The organism is Stenotrophomonas oahuensis (genome assembly GCF_031834595.1).
GTDB lineage: Bacteria > Pseudomonadota > Gammaproteobacteria > Xanthomonadales > Xanthomonadaceae > Stenotrophomonas > Stenotrophomonas oahuensis.
This window is the reverse complement of the sequence record NZ_CP115541.1, coordinates 1585001-1604540: the sequence shown is the minus strand read 5'-3', so window position 1 is coordinate 1604540 and position 19540 is coordinate 1585001. Positions and strand designations below refer to the sequence as shown.

Below are 19540 nucleotides of genomic sequence, written 5' to 3'. Positions count from 1 at the left end.
CGTGGAGTGTCCCTCCAGGGGTCACCCGTAGGCCCCCTCTCATGCATCGCGCAACACGGCCGGTAATGCGGCATCGCGCGTGCTGACGCCGGTAGCGTCGGTCGACAGACGACGGCCGTGAAATCTCCAACGCCCGGTAACGCATGAAAACTGAACAACGCCGCCGTTGATCTCCCATGGTCACCGAAACGCTGTCGGGGCGGGTCGGGGTGGGCTGGAGGGGGCGTGAGCCGCATGGATGCGGCGATCGAGCTTACAGGGACGTACTTGCAGCGTCCCCCGGAACGCCCATTCCGATCCGCCAAACCAGGGACGCCGTGAACAGAGGGCTGTTCGCACGAATCCAACAGCAGCCGGGCAAGCCCGGCTCTACGTAGATCCCGCAATCGCAGCCAAGCATCGAGCAGGCGCAGGCGCTGCGAGGATCACCCGGCAAACGTATCCCAACCCATCCGCGCGATCAGCACGACCACCAGGCCGACGAACAGCTTGCGGATGAAGGGTGTGCCGCCGCGCAGGGCCAGCCGTGTGCCGACCACGCTGCCGGTGATGTTGGCGGCCGCCATCGGCAGGGCGAACAGCCACAGGATGTTGCCGGTGGGCACGAAGAACGAGATCGCGGCCACGTTGGTCGCCAGGTTCACCACCTTCGAGGCCGCCGACGCGCGCAGGAAATCCAGGCCGAAGAAGCGTACGAACAGGAAGATCAGGAAGCTGCCCGTGCCCGGGCCGAAGAAGCCGTCGTAGAAGCCGATCGCCGCGCCGATCGCCAGCGCCGTCCACAGCTCCTTGCGGCCGATCTCGCGCGGGCGGTGCAGGGCACCAAAGTCCTTCTTCCACAGCGTGTAGCCCAGCATTGCGATCAGCAACACCAGCACCAGCGGGCGCACAGCGTCCTTGGGTAACAGGCTGACCGCTGTCGCCCCCGCGAACGAGAACACGAATGCCGTACCCGCCGCGAACAGCACCGGCTTCCAAGGGAAGCGCACATTGCGCGCGTAACGCCACGCCGCTGCCGCGGTGCCGAACATCGAGCTGAACTTGTTGGTGCCGAACAGCATCGCCGGCGTGTGCTGTGGCAACACCGTGAACAGGCCCGGCAGCTGCACCAGACCCCCACCACCGACCGCCGCGTCCACCAGACCGGCAATGAATGCAATCGCCACCAACCACCACAACTCGGGGGGAACCAGCTCCAGCACGGCACGGACTTCGCAGGGAAAGGCGCGCCAGCATACGCCGTTCCGGGCACAATGGCCGCATGAGCAAAGTCCTTGCCGAACCCTGCCCCTGCGGTCGCCCGTTGTCCTATGCCGCCTGCTGCGGTCAGTACCACGCCGGGGCCATCGCGCCTGACGCCGAGACCCTGATGCGCTCGCGCTACGCCGCCTATGTGCAGGAGCGTGCCGACTATCTGCTCGTCAGCTGGCACCCGCAGACCCGCCCGGAAAGCCTCGGCTTCGACGAAGCCCCCAGCCTGCGCACCCGCTGGCTCGGCCTCACCGTGCACGAACACACCCAGGCCGATCCCGATCACGCCCAGGTCCGTTTCACCGCCCGCTACAAGGTTGGCGGCGGCAGCGCGGTGAAGATGCAGGAACACAGCCGTTTCGAGCGCATCGACGGTCGCTGGTTCTACCTCGACGCGCTGCCCTGATCGACACGCCCGGCGCGTATTCACGTCGCCCGCTGTAACGCAACGTGAGGGCAATCGTGACGGTGCGCTCACCGTCGCTGGCTGATCCTGAGGCGATGAACACTGTCGCCGCAACACCGCAGGCCGCCCGCGCGCTGGCCGAGCATTTCCGCGCCGTCCGCGCCCGCAGTCTCGCTCTGGCCGCGCCGCTCAGCGCCGAAGACGCCATGGTCCAGAGCATGCCCGATGCCAGCCCGACCAAATGGCATCTGGCACATACCAGCTGGTTCTTCGAGCGCTTCGTGGTGGGCAGCCAACCGGGCCACGCCCCGTTCAATGCCGACTGGCATTACCTGTTCAACAGCTACTACCAGAGCATTGGCCCGGCCCATGCGCGCCCGCAGCGTGGACTGCTGTCGCGGCCATCGCTGGAGGAGGTGCGCGACTATCGCCAGCGCGTCGATGACCAGGTCATCGAGCTGCTGCAGCGCGACGCGCTCGACAGTCAGGCATGCCACCAACTGCTGCTCGGTCTGCACCACGAACAGCAGCACCAGGAACTGCTGCTGACCGACATCAAGCACGCGCTCTGGTGCAATCCGCTGCAGCCCGCGTACCGCGACGACCTCAAGCGCAGCACCGGGGCCGCGCTGCCGATGCGCTGGCTGCCGGCAGAAGAGTGCATCGTCGAGATCGGTGCGCCGGCGTGGCCGGCACACCCTGCCTTCGCCTATGACAACGAATCCCCCGTGCACCGCGTGCTCGTTCCCGCGCATGTCGTGGCCAATCGTCCGGTCAGCAACGCTGAGTACCGGGCCTTCATCCTCGACGGCGGTTACCGCCAGGCCGCGCACTGGATGAGTGAGGGCTGGACCCTGGTCCAGAACGAAGGCTGGCAGCACCCGCTGTACTGGGATGACAGCCTCGAGCGCGAGTTCACCCTGGGGGGCTGGCGCGCCATCGATCCCGATGCCCCAGTCTGCCACCTCAGCTACTTCGAGGCCGACGCCTATGCCCGCTGGGCCGGCGCGCGCCTGCCCACCGAGTTCGAATGGGAAGCGGTCGCGCAGTCCCTCCCGGTCCAGGGCAACTTCGCCGACGACGACCATCTGCATCCGCGGGCCTTTACGGGCGAAAGCGCCAACCCAGCGCAGCCGCTGCAGCTGTTCGGCGACGTCTGGGAGTGGACCAGCAGCGCCTATGGGGCCTATCCCGGCTTCCAACCGTTCGCGGGCAACCTCGGTGAGTACAACGGCAAGTTCATGTGCGGACAGTGGATTCTGCGCGGCGGCAGCTGCGCCACACCCGCCGGGCACGTGCGGGCCAGCTACCGGAATTTCTTTGCACCGTCGGCACGCTGGCAGTTCGCCGGTCTGCGCCTGGCCCGGGGGCTCGCATGAGCACCGTCAGCGACGCGCTCGACGCGCTCACCGACCTGCAGCCCGACCGCGCCCGGATCACTGCCGACATCCTGCACGGGCTGTCACAGCATCCGCGCCAGCTGCCGTCCAAGTACTTCTACGACGCGCGCGGATCGGCCCTGTTCGAGCAGATCACCCGCCAGCCCGAGTACTACCCCACGCGCACCGAGCTGGATCTGCTGCAGGAGCGCGCCGCCGACATAGCCGCCGTGGTTGGTCCACACCTGCACGTGGTCGAGCTCGGCAGCGGCAGTGGACGCAAGACCGAGATCCTGCTGCAGGCGCTGGTGGACCCGGTGGCCTACACGCCGATCGAGATCTCGCGCGCCGCTCTGCTCGACAGCGTGGCGCGGCTGGCCCCGGCGTTGCCGGAGATCGAAATGCTGCCGGTGTGTGCCGACTTCACCCGTCCGGTGCAGCTGCCGGAGCCAGAGCGCGAACCGGCGCGGCGGCTGGTGTTCTTCCCCGGCTCCACCCTGGGCAATTTCGCCGGTGCCGAGGCGGTTGCCCTGCTGCGCGCCATGCGCCAGACCATGGGCGAGGGCGGCTTGGCCCTGATCGGCATCGACCTGCACAAAGATCCCACGCTGATCGAAGCGGCCTACAACGATGCCGCCGGGGTCACCGCCGAGTTCACTCTGAACCTGCTGCGCCGGCTCAACCGTGAGATCGGCAGCGACTTCGACCTTGAGAGCTTCGCGCACCGGGCTCGCTACAGCGTGGAGCGGCTGCGCATCGAAACCGACCTGGTCAGCCTGCGCGACCAGCAGGTGCACGTCGGTGGGCGGACCTTCAACTTCGCCGCTGGCGAGGCCATGCGCGTGGAGTACAGCCACAAGTACACCGAGGCCAGCTTTGCCCTGCTGGCCGCCGAGGCCGGGTTGCAGGTCACCCACCGCTGGGACGCGCAGGCACCTGCGTTCGGGTTGCGCCTGCTGCGGGCCCGCTGACCGCGGCGGCGTCGTGCCGCTGCCATGGTTCCCCGGTATGCTTGAGGCCTGCGGATCGCCAACGATCCGGACCGAGGGATGCGGTCGCGCCGGTGTGGCCGCACGGGGAACAACTAAGGCAGGGACGCAATGCGGCGATTCGAACTGGTCGAAGGCACTTCCAGCAAGTTCTGGGAAGTGGAACAGGACGGCAGCGATCTGAACATCCGCTGGGGCCGCATCGGTACCCAAGGGCAGAGCCAGACCAAGTCATTCGCTGACGAGGCCAAGGCGACCGCGGCGCTGACCAAGCTGGTGACCGAGAAGACCGGCAAGGGCTACGCCGAAAGCGGTGTCGAGGCCGGCACCGCTGCATCGCCGGTGATCCCGCCCAAAGCCGCTAAACCTTCCAAAGCAGCCAAGGCCAAAGCCGAAGTTGCGCAGCCCGACCCCGAGCCGGATGTCCCCGCGTCCGTCGAGCCGGTGGACGAGCAGGCTGCGCGCGGCTTTGAAAGCATCCGGCTTGCGATCCTGGATGGCAGCCTGAAAACCGGAGATGTGCTGTCTGTGGCCCAGCTGCGCCGGCGCGCCGGTGTCAGCGAGGAGGCCGCGAAAGTGGTGTGGGGTGCGCTGTCCAGCGCGGGTCTGCTCAACTACTGGAGCAGCAAGTTCGCCGACAAGGCGCAGGACATCGCCGCCAGTCTCCCTGCCGACTGGCTGCGGGCCATGCCCGCTGCGGTTGGCCCGGGGGCGAGCGGCGACGTGACGCTGGCACCATGGCTGCGCCAGGGTGAGCCCCTGCATCTCACCCAGCAGGATCGTCTGGGCATGTACGCCTCGCGGCGATTTGCGCCGACCCTCACCGCCCCAGATGCCGCCGCACGCTGGAAGGAAGTCGTGATGACCGACCAGCTGTCGCTGGACGTCAACAGGACCGACAGCACGCTGCAGCCCGCCGCAGAGCGCCTTATCCAGCGGTTGAAGGGGCCGGAACCCGAGCTGGACCGGGACGCCGACCGCCTTCTGTTGCTGCTCGCGCAGTACAACATGGGTTACTACATGACCGATTCCAGTCATGCCGCGACGGCGTGGCTGCTCGCCCGATATGGCTTGCGCGACACACTGGAGCTGTATCTGGAGAGCCAGTACCTGCAGTTTGACTGTGGTTATGACCCGAAAGCCGGTGGCAGGTTGGCCAGCTTTCACGCCCAGGCCACTCATCCCATTGGCCGCAATTGGAACCAGCCGCTCACCGCACCGGAGAACCTGCTGCGCAATCATCTGGCCGCCGCGCCCGAAGCGGTGTGGCAGGAATGCGTGGATCGCATCGCCACCGCGCTGGCGCAGGTCCCTGCCTGTCGCCGACCGCCGTTGGCGTTGCTGGTGCCTGATCACCCCGAGCTGGCCCACCAGGTGCTCGCCGCCGCAGACGGCGCACCTCTGAGCGACGCAGCCCACTGGCTGCTGCTCATCGCTACCGATCCTGTGGCGGTGAATACGGCGGCCAGGATTCGCGTCGAAGGTGGCGGACTCTGGGACGATGCCCATTCGGTCTCCACGCTGTTGTTGGAGCGTGGCCTGCAGGCGACCGAGCTGCTGGCGCGGCATGCCGAGCGCGATGCTGCCGGCAAGGGCCTGACCCAGATCGGCACGCCCGAAGCCGTCGAAGCACTGGCCCGCGTCGCCAGCACCTCCAAGCAATCCCTGGCCAACCTGTCGCTGGCGGTCAGCCGCTGGCCGCAGGCGGCGCTGGTCGGGCTGCTGCGCGTGGTCGCGTCCGGTGGCAAGGACGCCGGCCTGCTGATGCCCAACGTGGTGCAGCTGCTGCGCAGCCTGGGAGACGCCGCCGATGAAGTGCTGCCGTGGCTGGAGCCGGCCGAACGGGCCACGCTGGAGCGCCAGCGCGCCATTCTGAAGGGCCCTTCTGAAGTCGCCGCAGCGGACGAACTGCCGCCGGTGCTGGCCGCCCCGCCGTGGCTGGCAGCGAAGCAGAAGAAGGCTGCCACGGTGCAGCAGCTGCAGCCTCTGACGCTGGCACCGCGTGAGTTGTGGGATCCCGGCAGCCGCGAGGCTGCGCTGGAAGAAAGCGGCTGGACCGCCAAACGGCTGCAGGAATGCCGCGACAACCCGGCCGAGCTGGTTTCGCAGCTGGGCTTCTGGTCGCACCTGGAGCACCTCAAACCGTTGGCCGAACAGGCAGTAGCCGCCATCGGCAAGCGCGATACCGATGGCCTGGTGCGCATCTGGCGCGAGATGATCGCCGCACATCGCCAAGATTACTTTTGGCTGTCGGTTCGCGCCGACGTGGTCACTACGCTGCCCGAAGGGATGCCGGTACCGTTCTGGAACGCCATTGTTGACGACATCGTCAGCAACAGCCGCATCAACAGTGATGACATCAGCCGCATGGTTGCCATGCACGGGCTGGCGGTGCTGTCGGCGGTGAGCGCGCTGGTGCGTAACAAGCCGATGGACTGCCTGCCACCCGCTCTGGCGATCGGCGCAGTGGAGCTGGCCCCCACCGCCGCGCGTGCCTTCGCCCGCCTCAAGTCGGTGCGCGAGACCGGGCGCACCTGGTTGCTGCGTCATCCCGAACATGCGGCCGTGGGTCTGCTGCCGGCGGCGCTGGGCAAAGCGGGTGAAGCCCGCGATTCCGCCGCCAGTGCCCTGCGTCTGCTGTGGTTGAACGGCCACGAAGCACTGCTGCGCGAGGTGGCCGGCCGCTACAACGACCCGGCCGTACTGGAAGGACTGGAACGGGTGATGGACGAAAACCCGCTCGACCGCTTCCCCGGCAAGCGCACCGCGCTGCCGGCATTCTGGAATCCCAGCGGCTGGCGGCGTCCGGTCCTGCACAACGGCAAGGCGTTGGGCGATGACGCCCTGCAGGCACTGGGCCAGATGCTCACCTTCCCGACCAACGAAGAAATCTACGCGGGCATTCCGCAGGTAGCGGAAGCCTGCCGCGCCGACAGCCTGGCGGATTTCTGCTGGGATCTGTTCGGGGCCTGGCTCAATGCCGGTGCACCGGGCAAGGAAGGCTGGGCGCTGCAGGCGCTGGCACACTTCGGCAATGACGACACCGCGCGCCGCCTCACCCCCTTCATCCGCGCCTGGCCCGGTGAATCGGCGCACGCGCGCGCGGTGACCGGGCTGGACGTGCTGGCCGCCATCGGTTCGGACGTGGCGCTGATGCAGATCAACGGCATCGCCCAGAAGGTCAAGTTCAAGGGGCTGCAGGACAAGGCGCGCGAGAAGATCGCCGCGATTGCCGAGGCCCGCCAGCTCAGCACCGAGGAACTGGAAGACCGCCTGGCCCCCGACCTGGGGCTGGACGAGCACGGCACCCTGCAGCTCGACTTCGGCCCGCGCGCCTTCAAGGTCGGCTTCGACGAAGCGCTCAAGCCCTACGTGCGCGAACACAACGACGGCGTTGATGGTGCGCGCCTGCCCGATCTGCCCAAGCCGAAGAAGACCGACGACGCTGCGTTGGCAGCGGAGGCGGTCGAGCGCTTCAAGGCCCTGAAGAAGGACGTGCGCACCATTGCCAGCCAGCAGGTGCTGCGCCTGGAGCTGGCGATGTGCGCGCGCCGCCGCTGGACCCCGGAGCTGTTCCGCACCTTCCTGGTCGAACATCCGCTGCTGCGCCACCTGGTGCAGCGCCTGGTCTGGGGCGTGTATGCGGTGGAGCCGGGCCATCAGCACGGTGGTGTGCTGCAGGCCTGCTTCCGCGTGGCCGAGGATGGCAGCTTCACCACGGCCGACGATGACAGCTTCGTATTGCCGGAAGGCGAGCACCTGCGCATTGGCGTGCCGCATGCGCTGGAACTGGATGCGGCCGATGCTGCCGCGTTCGGCCAGTTGCTGGCGGACTATGAACTGCTGCAGCCGTTCGCACAGATCGGGCGCGATACCTACAGCCTGGACGCCAGCGAACGTGAGGTCACCAAGCTGCTGCGCTGGAAAGGGGCGAAGGTGCCCACCGGTCGCGTGCTCGGGCTGGTCAACAAGGGCTGGCGACGCGGCACCGCGCAGGATGGCGGCAGCATCTGGTACTTCACCAAACCGCTGGGCGACGGCAAGGTGATCGAGCTGCTGCTCGACCCCGGCATCATCGTCGGCATGGTCAACGAGTATCCCGAGCAGGAACTGGGCGATGTGCAGTACGGCAAGGCCGACAGCTGGGGCGAGATGCGCGATCCCGACCCGTTGACCGGGCTGGACGACATTGCCACCAGCGAACTGATCCGTGACCTGGAGGCGCTGCGCGCCTGAGCCTGACGCACCGCGCCTGCGCGGTGCCCATACACGTTCTTCCGGAAACCCCTTCATGGCCAAACGTTCCCCTCCCACCGCCGACGCACCGGTTGCCGAACTGCAGCGGCCCCCTGCCGAGCTGCTGTACGCCGACGAACTGGCCCGCCTGCGCACCGCAGATACGCAGGCCCGTCCGCCGGGCTGGGCGCTCAGCCTGCGCGCGGCGCGCGCCTTCATCCTGGGTGACGCCGCACTGGGCACTACCGCCAAAGTGGTTGCGCCGGTGGCCAGCATTGAACGCATGCTGGTCACCCTCGCCACCGGGCGCGGCCTGATGCTGGTGGGCGAACCCGGCACCGCCAAGTCGTTGCTGTCCGAACTGCTGGCGGCCGCCATCAGCGGCGTGTCCACCCTGACCATCCAGGGCGGTGCCTCCACCACCGAAGACCAGATCAAGTACGGCTGGAACTACGCGCTGCTGATCAACGAAGGTCCCAGCCCGCGCGCGATGGTGCCGGCCCCGCTGTACCAGGGCATGCGCGATGGCCGCATCGTGCGTTTCGAGGAAATCACCCGTGCGCCGCAGGAAGTGCAGGACTGCCTGCTGGGCATGCTTTCTGACCGGGTCATGGCCGTGCCCGAGCTGGAGGGCGAGCACGCCATGCTCTATGCGCGCGATGGCTTCAACATCATCGCCACCGCCAACACCCGCGACCGCGGCGTGAACGAGATGAGCGCCGCGCTCAAGCGCCGCTTCGACTTCGAAACCGTCGCCCCCATCCTCGACTTCGACCACGAACTGGCCTTGGTGCAGCAGGCCTCCGCGCGCCTGCTCGAGCGCAGTGGCATTCCGGCCAGCGTGCCGGTTCCGGTGCTCGAGCTGCTGGTCAACACGTTCCGCGATCTGCGCGGCGGTGGGCAGGCCGCGCAGGGCAGCGACAAGGCCATGGACCGGCTCAATGCGGTGATGTCCACCGCCGAGGCGGTCAACGTCGCCCATGCGGTCGGCGTGCGCGCCTGGTTCCTGGAGCAGCGCGAGGGGTCACCGGCCGATCTGGTCGAGTGCATTGCCGGCACCGTGGTCAAGGACAACGCCGACGACCGCGCCAAGCTGCGCCGTTACTTCGAACACACCGTCGCCCGCCGCGAGGGTCCGGCGTGGCGCGCCTACTTCGAGGCACGTCACCGCCTGCCGTGAGCCGTTCCCCGCACATCATCGGCGTGCGCCACCACAGCCCGGCCTGTGCCCGGCTGGTGGCCGCGCGTATCCGCGCGCTGCGCCCGGCGTTCGTGCTGATTGAAGGCCCCGCCGATTTCAACGAACGCCTGGCCGAGCTGCAGCTGCCGCACCGCCTGCCGCTGGCGATCTACAGCCACCTGTCCGATGACCAGCGCCACCATGGCTCATGGACACCGTTCGCCGCGCATTCGCCGGAATGGCAGGCGCTGCAGGTCGGGCGCGAGGTGGGGGCCTGTGTCCGCTTCATCGACCTGCCGGCGTGGCACGACGCGTTCGCCGGACTCGAGAACCGCTATGCAGACAGCGCCGACAACGCGCATGAGGCGCGCGCCGAAGACTACGAGCAGGCGCTGAGCGCACAACTGGCCGTGCAGGGCCGCGATGCACTGTGGGACCACCTGTTCGAGGACACCGACGATGTCGATGCGCTGGCCGAACAGCTGAGCCAGTACTTCATCCACCTGCGCGGACAGGACCGCGGTACGCTCGGCAACCAGGCCCGCGAACAGATGATGGCCGCGTGGATCGCCTGGGCCATGCAGCAGCCTGCTGCTGCCGCGCGACCGGTGCTGGTGGTGTGCGGCGGCTATCACGCGCCGATGCTGCAGGCCCTGTGGCCGCAGCAACCGGCCGCCACAGAACCTCCCCCCGTGCCGCAGCCGGTCGCCGCCGACAGCCGCCACGGCTCCTATCTGGTGCCGTACAGCTTCAAACGGCTTGACGCGTTTGCCGGGTATGCCTCGGGCATGCCATCCCCGGCCTGGTACGAAGGGTGCTGGCAGCACGGCCAGGACGCACCCCGGCATCTGCTGCGTGCGGTGATGCATCGCCTGCGCGAGAAAGGACTCCCCGCGTCCACCGCCGACCTGATCGGCGTGCAGGTGCGCGCCGAGGGTCTGGCGCGCCTGCGCGGCCATCGCCTGCCGCAGCGTGTGGACTGGCTGGACGCGCTGGCCGGCGCACTGGTCAAGGACGCGCTGGATGCACCGCTGCCGTGGACGTACCGCGGTCCGCTGCGCGCTGGCACCGACCCCGTGCTGGTGCAGGTGATGGACGTGCTGGCCGGGGACCAGCAGGGCGAACTGGCACCGGGCACGCCGCAGCCACCGCTGCTGGCCGACATCGCCGCCACCCTGGCCGGGCAGGGGCTGTCGCTGCCCGGCACCGCCACGCTGGATCTGCTCGACCCCGCCGACCGTGCGCGTAGCCGCGTGCTGCATCAGCTCGCGCTCCTGCAGATTCCCGGTGTCACGCGGACCCAGGGCCCGGCGCGCGCCATCAGTGACGAGGTCGAGGAACGCTGGACCCTGGCGCGACCCGTCGAGCAGCACGCCGCGCTGATCGAGGCCGGTGCCTGGGGGGCCACGCTGCACGACGCGGCGCGCGCCCGTCTGGAAGCCGACCTGCGTCGGGATGGCAGCGACATTGCACGGCTGGTGGCCCTGCTCAACCGGGCGGCGTGGGCGGGGCTGACCGCCGTGAGCGCAGGCGTGCTGGATGACCTCTCCACCGCCATTGCAGCAGCGGCCCGATTTGATGCACTGGCCCCGGCGCTGGGCGACCTGGAGCTCTTGCGTCGGCACGGACACCGGCTGGGCCTGGATGAAGCGCCTCTGCTGGATGTGGTGCTGGTGGCCGGGGTGGACCGCGCGCTGTGGCTGCTGGAGGCTCCGGGCGGCGTCGCTGCTTCCGAAATGGATGCGCACGTGCAGGGACACCAGGCCTTGCGCCGCATCGTGCTCGATGCGGTGGCGGATCACGCCGAGGGTGTTCCGGGTGCACTGCAGATCGAACCGCCGCGCGCGCTGGCGGTGTGGCACCGCGTGCTCACCAATACCGACGCCGCACCGGTCAGCCGGGGCGCGGCGCTGGGCGCGCTGATCGGACTGGCCGAGCGTGTCGAGGGAGCCCACCCGGTGGCAGCCACTCAGGCCACGACCCTGCTGCAGCAGTTCGCGCCGGCCCAGGTCGGCGATGCGCTGGCCGGGCTGCTCGCGCTGGCGCGCGACCAATTGGCCAGTGAGGACAGTTTCACCGCCGGCCTGGACGCGCTGGTGCAGGGGTTGGTCGGCGAAGACTTCGTCATTGCGCTGCCGGCGCTGCGCGCGGCCTTTGCCTGGCTGCCGCCGCGCGAACGTGGCGGGTTGGCCACCCGGCTGCTGCACCTGCATGGCGCGACCCATCTTTCCAGTCGCCAGCTGATCGCCGCGCAGGCCGGTGAAGCCGACGCCGCGGACCGCGCACGTGCCGCGCTGGCCGAGCGCGAGGTGCTGGCGGCGCTGGTGCAGTGGGGTCTGGCCCCGCCCGCAGAGGTGGCACCATGAGTCTGGACATCCCCGATCCGCTGCAACGCTGGCGACTGCTGCTGGGCGAGCCGGCCGAACCCGCCTGCGGCGCGCTGCAGGACCAGGCCCAGGCGGCCGACGCCGCGCTCGAATGGCTGTACGGGCGCGACCCCGAGCGCGCGCAGCGTGGTGAACGGCGTGCCGGCCTCGGCGCATCGGCGCTGGCCACGCCCGACTGGATCAACCAGATCCACCAGCTGTTCCCGCAGGAGGTGATCGAACGCCTGGAGCGCGATGCGGTCGAGCGCTTCGGGATCGATGAAGTGGTCACCAACCTGGAGGTGCTGGAGCGCATCCAGCCCTCCGAATCGCTGCTGCGCGCGGTGCTGCATACCAAGCATCTGATGAACCCGCAGGTGCTGGCCGCCGCGCGCCGCCTGGTCGCCGAGGTGGTCGGGCGCATCATGCAGCGCCTGGCCACCGAGGTACGCCAGGCCTTCAACGGCACCCGCGACCGTCGTCGTCGCTCGCGCCGGGCCATCGCCAGCAACTTCGACTTCCGCCGTACTGTCGCCGCCAACCTGCATCGCTATGACCCGGCGCGCCGTAAGCTGTATGTGCAGCAGCCGATGTTCATCAGCCGCAGCCGCCGGCATACCGACCCGTGGGACATCATCCTGCTGGTCGACCAGAGTGGTTCGATGGTCGACTCGGTCATCCACAGCGCGGTGATGGCGGCCTGCCTGTGGCAGCTGCCCGGCATGCGCACCCACCTGATCGCCTTCGATACCGCCGTGGTCGACCTCACCGCCGATGTGGCCGATCCGGTCGAGCTGCTGATGAAGGTGCAGCTCGGCGGCGGCACCGACATCGCCCGGGCCGTGGCCTACGCGCAGGGGCTGGTGGTCAATCCCAGCCGCAGTGTGGTGGTGCTGGTCAGTGACTTCTATGAAGGTGGCCCCGATGGCGAGCTGGTGCGCCGGGTCAAGGCGCTTACCGCCGCCGGCACGCGCGTGCTCGGGCTGGCCGCGCTGGATGCGCAGGCCAAACCCAATTACGACCGCGAAACTGCCGCACGGCTGGTCAACGTCGGCGCGCACGTGGCGGCGATGACGCCCGGGGAACTGGCCGCCTGGCTGGCGGAGAAGGTGCTGGCATGAATCCGCGCAGCGACCTGCTGGATCTCACCCCGACCGCGCTGATGGCGCTGGCCAATGCGGGCTTCGTCAAACGTGCGCAGAAAGACGTGGCCGCCGGGCTGCTGCCCGCGCTGGAGATTGATGACGCCGGCACCGTCATCGCCCGTTACGACGACGGGTGCGTGACCCGATTGCCGGTGGGGGTCACGCTGCGCGAGGCCGATTGCAGCTGCGGCGCCACGGCCATGTGCCGGCATCGGGTGACCCTGGTGCTGGCCTGGCAGGCGCAGGCAACAAGCGCCCAGGTGAGCACGGATGCCGCGCCCGCTGCGGACGAATACTGGAGCCCTTCCAGCTTCGACCTGCACGCCCTGGCCCAGGTGCTGCCGCCCACCGTGTTCGAACAGGCCGAGCGCCTGTGCGCGGCCGGCCCACTGGTCACCGTGCATCCCTGGCGGAGCGCGGAGGCACCGCCAATGGCGCAGCTGCCGATGTGCAGCGTGCGCTTCTTCGTGCGGAACGCGATCGCGCACGCGCGCTGCGACTGTCGTCAGGGCGGCAGCTGCGCGCATCTAATCGTGGCCATCCGCGCATTCGTGCTGGCCGAACAGGCCGGCGCATTGACCGACGCACGCACCGTGCAGCTGTCGCCGCCAGGCACCGCCGACGCGGATCCGGTGCGCCAGGCACTGCATGCCGACCTCGACGCACTACTGCTGTCGCTGTGGCTCGACGGTGCGGCGCAACCGCTGCTGGCCGTGGCCGCGCAGCTGCAGGCCCTGCGCCGCCGCGTCATGGCGCTGGGCTGGTGCTGGGTCGACGACGCCCTGCGCGAGCTGCTGCAGCTGTTGCAGGCACGGCACGCACGCAGCAGCCGTTACGCGCCGCAGGCCCTGCTGGTCGCGGCCGCCGGGGTGTGGGCGCGGCTGCACGCGGCCAGCGCACTGTCCGCACAACCCCTCCCGCGCCTGCCGGCTGCGCAACTGTTGGGCATTGGCGTGCAGGGCAGCGTCGCGCTGGACCGGCTGCGGCTGGTGGCGCTGGGAACCGCGCTGTGGCGCGATGAGCAGTACGAAGGCGCGGCGATGCTGTGGGCCGACCCGGATACCCAGGCCCTGACCGTGATGGAGCGGCAATGGCCGTTGGATCCAGAGCGCAGCCAGGCCTTGGTCGAGCGCCGCGTGGCTGGCCATCCGTTGCGCCAGCTCGCTGCGAGCCAGGTGCTGACCCAGGGGGCCACGCGCAGTGCCAACGGCCAGCTGGACATCACCGCCCAGCGCCAGCACACCGGCGTGCTGCCGTTGTCGCCGCGCGCCTGGGACGAACTTGGCCATCCGCTGCGGCAGTCCAGCCCGACCGCGCTGGCCCGGTACCTGGAGACGCAGGTGCCCGCGTTCGCGCAGCCGCGCATGGCCGCCGCAGGCGTCGCCGGCGAGGCCGTTGGCAGTTTCCATGTGGTCCAGCTGGATGACGCGCAGGTCATTGCGCTGGGCTGGGACCCGGTCGCGCAGACCTTGCACGGGTGCCTGCACTCGTCGTCCGACGACAGCGGTGACGCGCCGGTCCCGTTGTGGCTGTACCAGCCCCATCGCGCGGTTGCGCCGGCGACGGTGGACACCCTGGCGCGCGCGCTGCAGGGCGAGTTCGGGCAACTGCGTGCCGTTGCCGGCACGGCGCAGCGCCACGCCGGCCAGTTGCGCATGCTGCCGCTGGCCCTGCTGACCGACCGCCAGGCGGTGGTCCTGCAGGTTGCGACAGCCAGCGAACCGGTGCTGCTGCCAACCTTGCGGCCACCCCAAACAGCGGCGGCGCAGGCATTGGAAGGGGTCACCGAACTGCTGGCGCTGCTGCTGGAGCAGGGGCTGCGTCACCAGCACAGCGGGGCCTGGGAGCGCCTGCAGGCGTCGGCGCAGGCACTGCAGCTGGCCGGCATGGGCGACGCAGCACGGCAGCTGAGGGGACTGCGCGCGGCGCTGGCACCCGACCAGCGGGGTGCGCTGCTGCAGCGGCTGGGCGCGCTGGTGCTGATGCTGCAGGGGCTGTCGCAGGCGCTGCCGGTTTCGGCGCATTCGCCTATGCTGGACCCCGACCCTGTTGCGACCGAGTCTGCCTGATGCTGTCGTTCCGTCTGTCCCCTGTCTGGTCTGCCGTTGCCGCCGCGCTGATCGGCAGCCCTGTGGTTGCGCTCGCACAGAGCGCCGATCCTGCCTTCGACCGGTGTCTGGCCGGCATCCAGACCCAGGCGCTCAAGCAGGGCATCTCCGCGGAGGGCTTCACCCGGCTCACCGCGGGACTCACGCCGGACCTGAGCGTGCTGCCGCTGCTGGATGCACAGCCGGAATTCACCACGCCGCTGTGGGACTACCTGGCCGCGCTGGTCGACAGCCAGCGGGTCGACGACGGTCGCGCCCGCCTGGCCCAGCACCGGGATCTGCTGGCCACGGTGTCCACCCAGTACGGCGTCGATCCGGCCACCATCGTCGCGGTCTGGGGTGTGGAGAGCGATTACGGCCGGGTGTTCGGCAAGCGCCCGCTGCTGCAGTCGCTGGCCACGCTTGCCTGTAACGGCCGCCGCCAGCCGTTCTTCCGTGGCGAACTGCTTTCTCTGCTCAAACTGCTGGATGCCGGCGAACTCAGTGCCGACGGCCTCACCGGCTCCTGGGCCGGCGCGTTCGGCCACACCCAGTTCATGCCCTCCACCTATGCGCGTACCGCGGTGGACGGCGATGGCGATGGCCGTCGTGATCTGGTTGCCAGCATCCCCGACGCGCTGGCCTCCACCGCCAACTACCTCAAGAGGGCCGGCTGGCGCACCGGTCAGCCGTGGGGCATGGAAGTCACGATACCGGCCGGCTTCAACGCCGCCCTGGCCGGCCGCACCCAGCGCAAGCCGCTGGCTGACTGGCGCGCGCTGGGCATCGTGCCGGTCGGCGGCGGCACGCTGGCTCCGGCCGGGTTGCCCGCCGACGCCAATGCCGCGCTGTTGTTGCCCACCGGCCCCAAGGGCCCGGCCTGGCTGGTGTTCCGCAATTACGACGCGATCTACGCCTACAACGCCGCCGAAAGCTACGCCCTGGCCATCGCCACCCTCGCGGACCGCCTGCGCGGCGGTACCGGCACGGTGGCCGCCTGGCCCACCGACGATCCCGGCATCGGCCGCACTGAACGTCGCGAACTACAGACCCTGCTGCTCGCCCGCGGTCATGACATCGGTACGGCCGACGGCATGATCGGCACCGCCAGCCGCCGCGCCATCCAGGCCGAGCAGCAACGGCTGGGCCTGACCCCGGCCGATGGTCGTGCCGGCCAACGCATCCTCACCGCCCTGCGCACCGCGCCTCCTCTTCCTGCTGCGACCTCTGCCATGTCCGAATCCACTGTGTTCACCGTGCCGCCCAATCGCGCCCGCCTGCTGCAGTCGCCGGCCGGTCCCAGCGCTGCCCTGCCGAAACTGGAGGGCCTGACCCTGGGCAGCGTGCAGGGCTTCCCGGCGTGGAAGGTGGAAACGCCCTTCGCGTCAGCCGCCATTTCCGTGTTCGGCGGTCAGCTGCTGTCGTATGTGCCCAAGGGCGGGCAGGACGTGATGTGGCTGTCGCCCACCGCGCAGGCACTGCCAACGCCGATCCGCGGCGGCACGCCCGTGTGCTGGCCGTACTTTGGGCGGCAGGGGCAGGGGAACGATGTGCCTTCGCACGGCTTTGTCCGCGATCTGCCGTGGACCCTGCAGCAGGCGCGACGCGAGGCCGACGGTACCGTCGTGCTCACCCTGGCTCCGCCCGCACTGGAGTCGCTGGACCTGCAGCTGAGCATGCAGCTGCGCATCGGCCGCACCCTCGAGCAGCAGCTGATCACCCGCAATACCGGTTCGCAGCCGATCAGCTTCACCCAGGCCCTGCACAACTACTTCAAGGTCAGCGACGCCACCCAGGTCAGCGTGTCCGGCCTGGACGGCCTCACCTACCTGGACAAGTTCGAGAACTACGCCACTCCGCGAAGCCAGCAGGGCGACTGGTCGCTGCGTGATCCGCGCGATCCCGGCCGCAGCGACCGCATCTACACCCAGGCCGGCGGCCGCTATGTGCTGAAGGACCCGGGCCTGAAGCGCAGCATCGCCATCACCACCCAGGGCAGCCGCACACTCGTGGCCTGGAACCCCGGCGAGGCCGGTGCGGCGAAGATGGCCGACGTCGGCAAGGGCTGGCGCGACTACGTCTGCCTGGAAGCGGCCAATGCCGGCCCGGACGTGGTCACCCTCGCGCCCGGCGCGCAGCATGTGCTGCAGCAGACCTTCAGCGTCGCTCCGTTATGAGCAGTGAGCGCAACCCGGTTGACGACCGCGCGGACGATGCCGCAAGCAACCCGTACGCCGCACCGGACACCGAGCTGTCGGACCTGCCCAGCGATGCCGAGATCGCCGACGCGGTGTCCTTGAATGACCGCTACCCGCTGCTGGCCCGGGCCGTGGACAACAACTTCTGGACCTACGCGAAGCGCTGGCATCTGGGAGAAGCCAACGGACGCATGGCCCGTCCCTGGCACTGGCCGGCGCTGTTCTTCGATGTCTACTGGTTGCTGTACCGGAAGATGTACCTGGCGGCGCTGGGCTTCTTTGGCCTCGGCTTCATCGTGGGCGGGGTGATCGCCCTGCTGCCCGAGTTCGAGGTGGTGGCCCTGATCGTCATGCTGGTGTTGAAGCTGGCGCTGTGTGCCAGCGCCAACCAGTTGTACCGCTGGCACTGTGACCGGTTGATCGCGCGCCAGCAGCGCCGGTACCCGGATCAGCCCGAGCGGGTGCAGGCCGAAGTCCGCCGTCGCGGTGGCACCAGCGCCTGGGCGGTGGTGATGGGCATGGTCGTGCTGGGTGCGATCAACGTGCTGGCTGGGGCCTGACCCGCAGCGCCAGCAGGCAGATCGCGCCGGCGACCAGCCCCCAGAACGCCGAGCCGATGCCGGCCAGCGACATTCCCGACGCGGTCACCAGGAAGGTCACCAGAGCCGCCTCGCGGTCGCCCTCTTCACGCAGCGCCATCGCCAGGCTGTTGGCAATGGTGCCGAACAGGGCGATGCCGGCGACGCAGGCGACCAGTTCGCGCGGGAAGGCGGCGAACACGGCGGCCACCGTCGCCCCGAACAGGCCCACCACAATGTAGAAGGCTCCGGCGGCTACCGCAGCGGTGTAGCGCCGTGACGGATCTTCATGCGCCTCGCGGCCCATGCAGATCGCCGCCGTGATCGCTGCCAGGTTCAGTCCGTAGGCACCAAAGGGAGCCAGCACTGTATTGACCACGCCGATCCAGCCGATCACCGGCGATACCGGCGTGTCGTAGCCCGAAGCACGGATCACCGCCACGCCGGGAATGTTCTGCGAGGCCATGGTGACCATGAACAACGGCAGGGCGATGCCGAACACCGCCGGCCACGACAGGGTAGGGACGGTGAACACCGGCATCGCCAGTTCCAGATGGACAGCGCCGGTGTGCAGCAGCCCCTGTGAAGCCGCCACCGCGACGCCGACCAGCAGGGTGGCGATCACCGCATAGCGGGGGAACAGGCGACGGCCGACCAGCCAGGTGAAGAACATCGCCAGTGCCATCCCCAGCTGGGTGCCCATCGAAACGAAGACGTCCAACCCGAAGCGCAGCAGCACACCGGCCAGCATCCCGGCGGCCAACGCCATCGGCACGCGTTGCATGACCTTGGCGAATACACCCGAGAAGCCGGCGACCATGCCCAGCGCAGCAGCCAGTACAAACGCGCCAATGGCGTCGCTATAGCTGACGCTTCCGGCACCGACCACCAGCATCGCCGCACCGGGCGTGGACCACGCTGTCACCACCGGCATCCGGTAGCGAAGCGAGAGACCTATACAGGTGACACCCATGCCCAGTCCCAACGCCCACATCCATGACGCAATCTGCGCCTGGGTAGCGCCTACCGCTTGTGCGGCCTGGAACACGATCACGGCGGAACTGGCAAAGCCCACCAGTACGGTGATGAAGCCTGCGACGACCGCAGGCAGGGACACATCGCGCAACAACGAACGCTTCGCACTCACCGACATCTCTCTACATCCATGACCTGCTGGTGTGGCCATGGTGGCAAGTGTGGCGGCGCACGCGCAACGCGCGTGCGCCGCGAAAAAAAACGCTTGACGTATTTCCAGAAGTCTTTAGTATTCGCTCCCTCGCTGCGGCGCGGTCTTCACTCCGGTGAACACCAACCCACAACGGCGGCAACATCCTTCGAACGAAGGTGTTGACGGAAACGAAAAGCCTGACATAATAGGCGGCTCGCTTCGACGGAAAGCCCTCGGGTCTTCCGGACATCACGACCAACGGTCGTGATCTACCACCGGTAGGTATCGACTGTTAGTCGATACGCAAAACACCTCAAAAAAAGGTGTTGACGAAGCGGAAAAGCCGGCTATAATGGGCGGCTCGCAACGACGGAAACGTCGGGGCACACGGAGGAAGGCGCTGAGGCCGACTCCCAGGTTCTTTGAAAGTATGCGCAGGTATCTTGTGAAGGCGCCTGCAGGAAGGATGATTGTCCATCTTGCAGACGTTTGATCAAGCAACTATTAATTGTTTTAAAGCAAGCGATACGTTGCCAGCTTCAAACATCTGCAGCTTT

The 19540-nt window shown here is 68.6% G+C and carries 12 protein-coding genes; 10 read left to right on the top strand and 2 right to left on the bottom strand.

From position 1 onward, the window contains the following. Positions 1-425: 425 nt before the first annotated feature. Complete coding sequence (locus tag PDM29_RS06965; protein WP_311193133.1) at positions 426-1202, bottom strand: sulfite exporter TauE/SafE family protein; 777 nt, start codon at positions 1200-1202, stop codon at positions 426-428. A 59-nt stretch (positions 1203-1261) separates the two neighbouring features. Here PDM29_RS06965 and PDM29_RS06960 point away from each other — a divergent pair, with 59 nt between their 5' ends. The 10 genes from PDM29_RS06960 (at position 1262) to PDM29_RS06915 (ending at position 17797) form a co-directional block, all read left to right on the top strand. Next, positions 1262-1657 (top strand): YchJ family metal-binding protein, encoded by a 396-nt coding sequence (locus PDM29_RS06960; protein WP_311193132.1) that lies wholly within the window; start codon positions 1262-1264, stop codon positions 1655-1657. A 95-nt stretch (positions 1658-1752) separates the two neighbouring features. Further along, the gene (egtB, locus tag PDM29_RS06955) at positions 1753-3036 is read left to right on the top strand and encodes an ergothioneine biosynthesis protein EgtB (RefSeq protein ID WP_311193131.1); all 1284 of its coding nucleotides are present in this window, start codon (positions 1753-1755) and stop codon (positions 3034-3036) included. Then, positions 3033-4007: an L-histidine N(alpha)-methyltransferase gene (egtD, locus tag PDM29_RS06950; RefSeq protein ID WP_311193130.1), complete on the top strand. Its 975-nt coding sequence runs from the start codon at positions 3033-3035 to the stop codon at positions 4005-4007. The genes egtB and egtD overlap by 4 nt, the downstream gene beginning before the upstream one ends. Before the next feature lie 129 nt (positions 4008-4136). Then, the gene (locus PDM29_RS06945; RefSeq protein WP_311193129.1) at positions 4137-8261 is read left to right on the top strand and encodes a DUF4132 domain-containing protein; all 4125 of its coding nucleotides are present in this window, start codon (positions 4137-4139) and stop codon (positions 8259-8261) included. Positions 8262-8316: 55 nt separating this feature from the next. Further along, positions 8317-9441, top strand: a complete 1125-nt coding sequence (locus PDM29_RS06940) for an ATP-binding protein (protein WP_311193128.1) — start codon at positions 8317-8319, stop codon at positions 9439-9441. Further along, the gene (locus PDM29_RS06935) at positions 9438-11807 is read left to right on the top strand and encodes a DUF5682 family protein (protein WP_311193127.1); all 2370 of its coding nucleotides are present in this window, start codon (positions 9438-9440) and stop codon (positions 11805-11807) included. The genes PDM29_RS06940 and PDM29_RS06935 overlap by 4 nt, the downstream gene beginning before the upstream one ends. After that, positions 11804-12928 (top strand): VWA domain-containing protein, encoded by a 1125-nt coding sequence (locus PDM29_RS06930; protein WP_311193126.1) that lies wholly within the window; start codon positions 11804-11806, stop codon positions 12926-12928. Before PDM29_RS06935 ends, PDM29_RS06930 begins: the two co-directional genes overlap by 4 nt. Further along, positions 12925-15021: a hypothetical protein gene (locus PDM29_RS06925; RefSeq protein WP_311193125.1), complete on the top strand. Its 2097-nt coding sequence runs from the start codon at positions 12925-12927 to the stop codon at positions 15019-15021. The genes PDM29_RS06930 and PDM29_RS06925 overlap by 4 nt, the downstream gene beginning before the upstream one ends. Then, entirely contained in the window at positions 15021-17216 is a 2196-nt protein-coding gene (locus PDM29_RS21120) for a lytic murein transglycosylase (protein WP_311193124.1), read from the top strand. Before PDM29_RS06925 ends, PDM29_RS21120 begins: the two co-directional genes overlap by 1 nt. Continuing rightward, entirely contained in the window at positions 17213-17797 is a 585-nt protein-coding gene (locus PDM29_RS06915; RefSeq protein WP_311193123.1) for a DUF2628 domain-containing protein, read from the top strand. The genes PDM29_RS21120 and PDM29_RS06915 overlap by 4 nt, the downstream gene beginning before the upstream one ends. Here the strand turns inward: PDM29_RS06915 and PDM29_RS06910 are convergent. Further along, positions 17775-18962 carry a benzoate/H(+) symporter BenE family transporter gene (locus tag PDM29_RS06910; RefSeq protein ID WP_311193733.1) on the bottom strand — a complete coding sequence of 396 codons (1188 nt, stop codon included), beginning with the start codon at positions 18960-18962 and terminating at the stop codon, positions 17775-17777. The two genes, PDM29_RS06915 and PDM29_RS06910, sit on opposite strands and share 23 nt — an antisense overlap. Positions 18963-19540 lie beyond the last annotated feature (578 nt).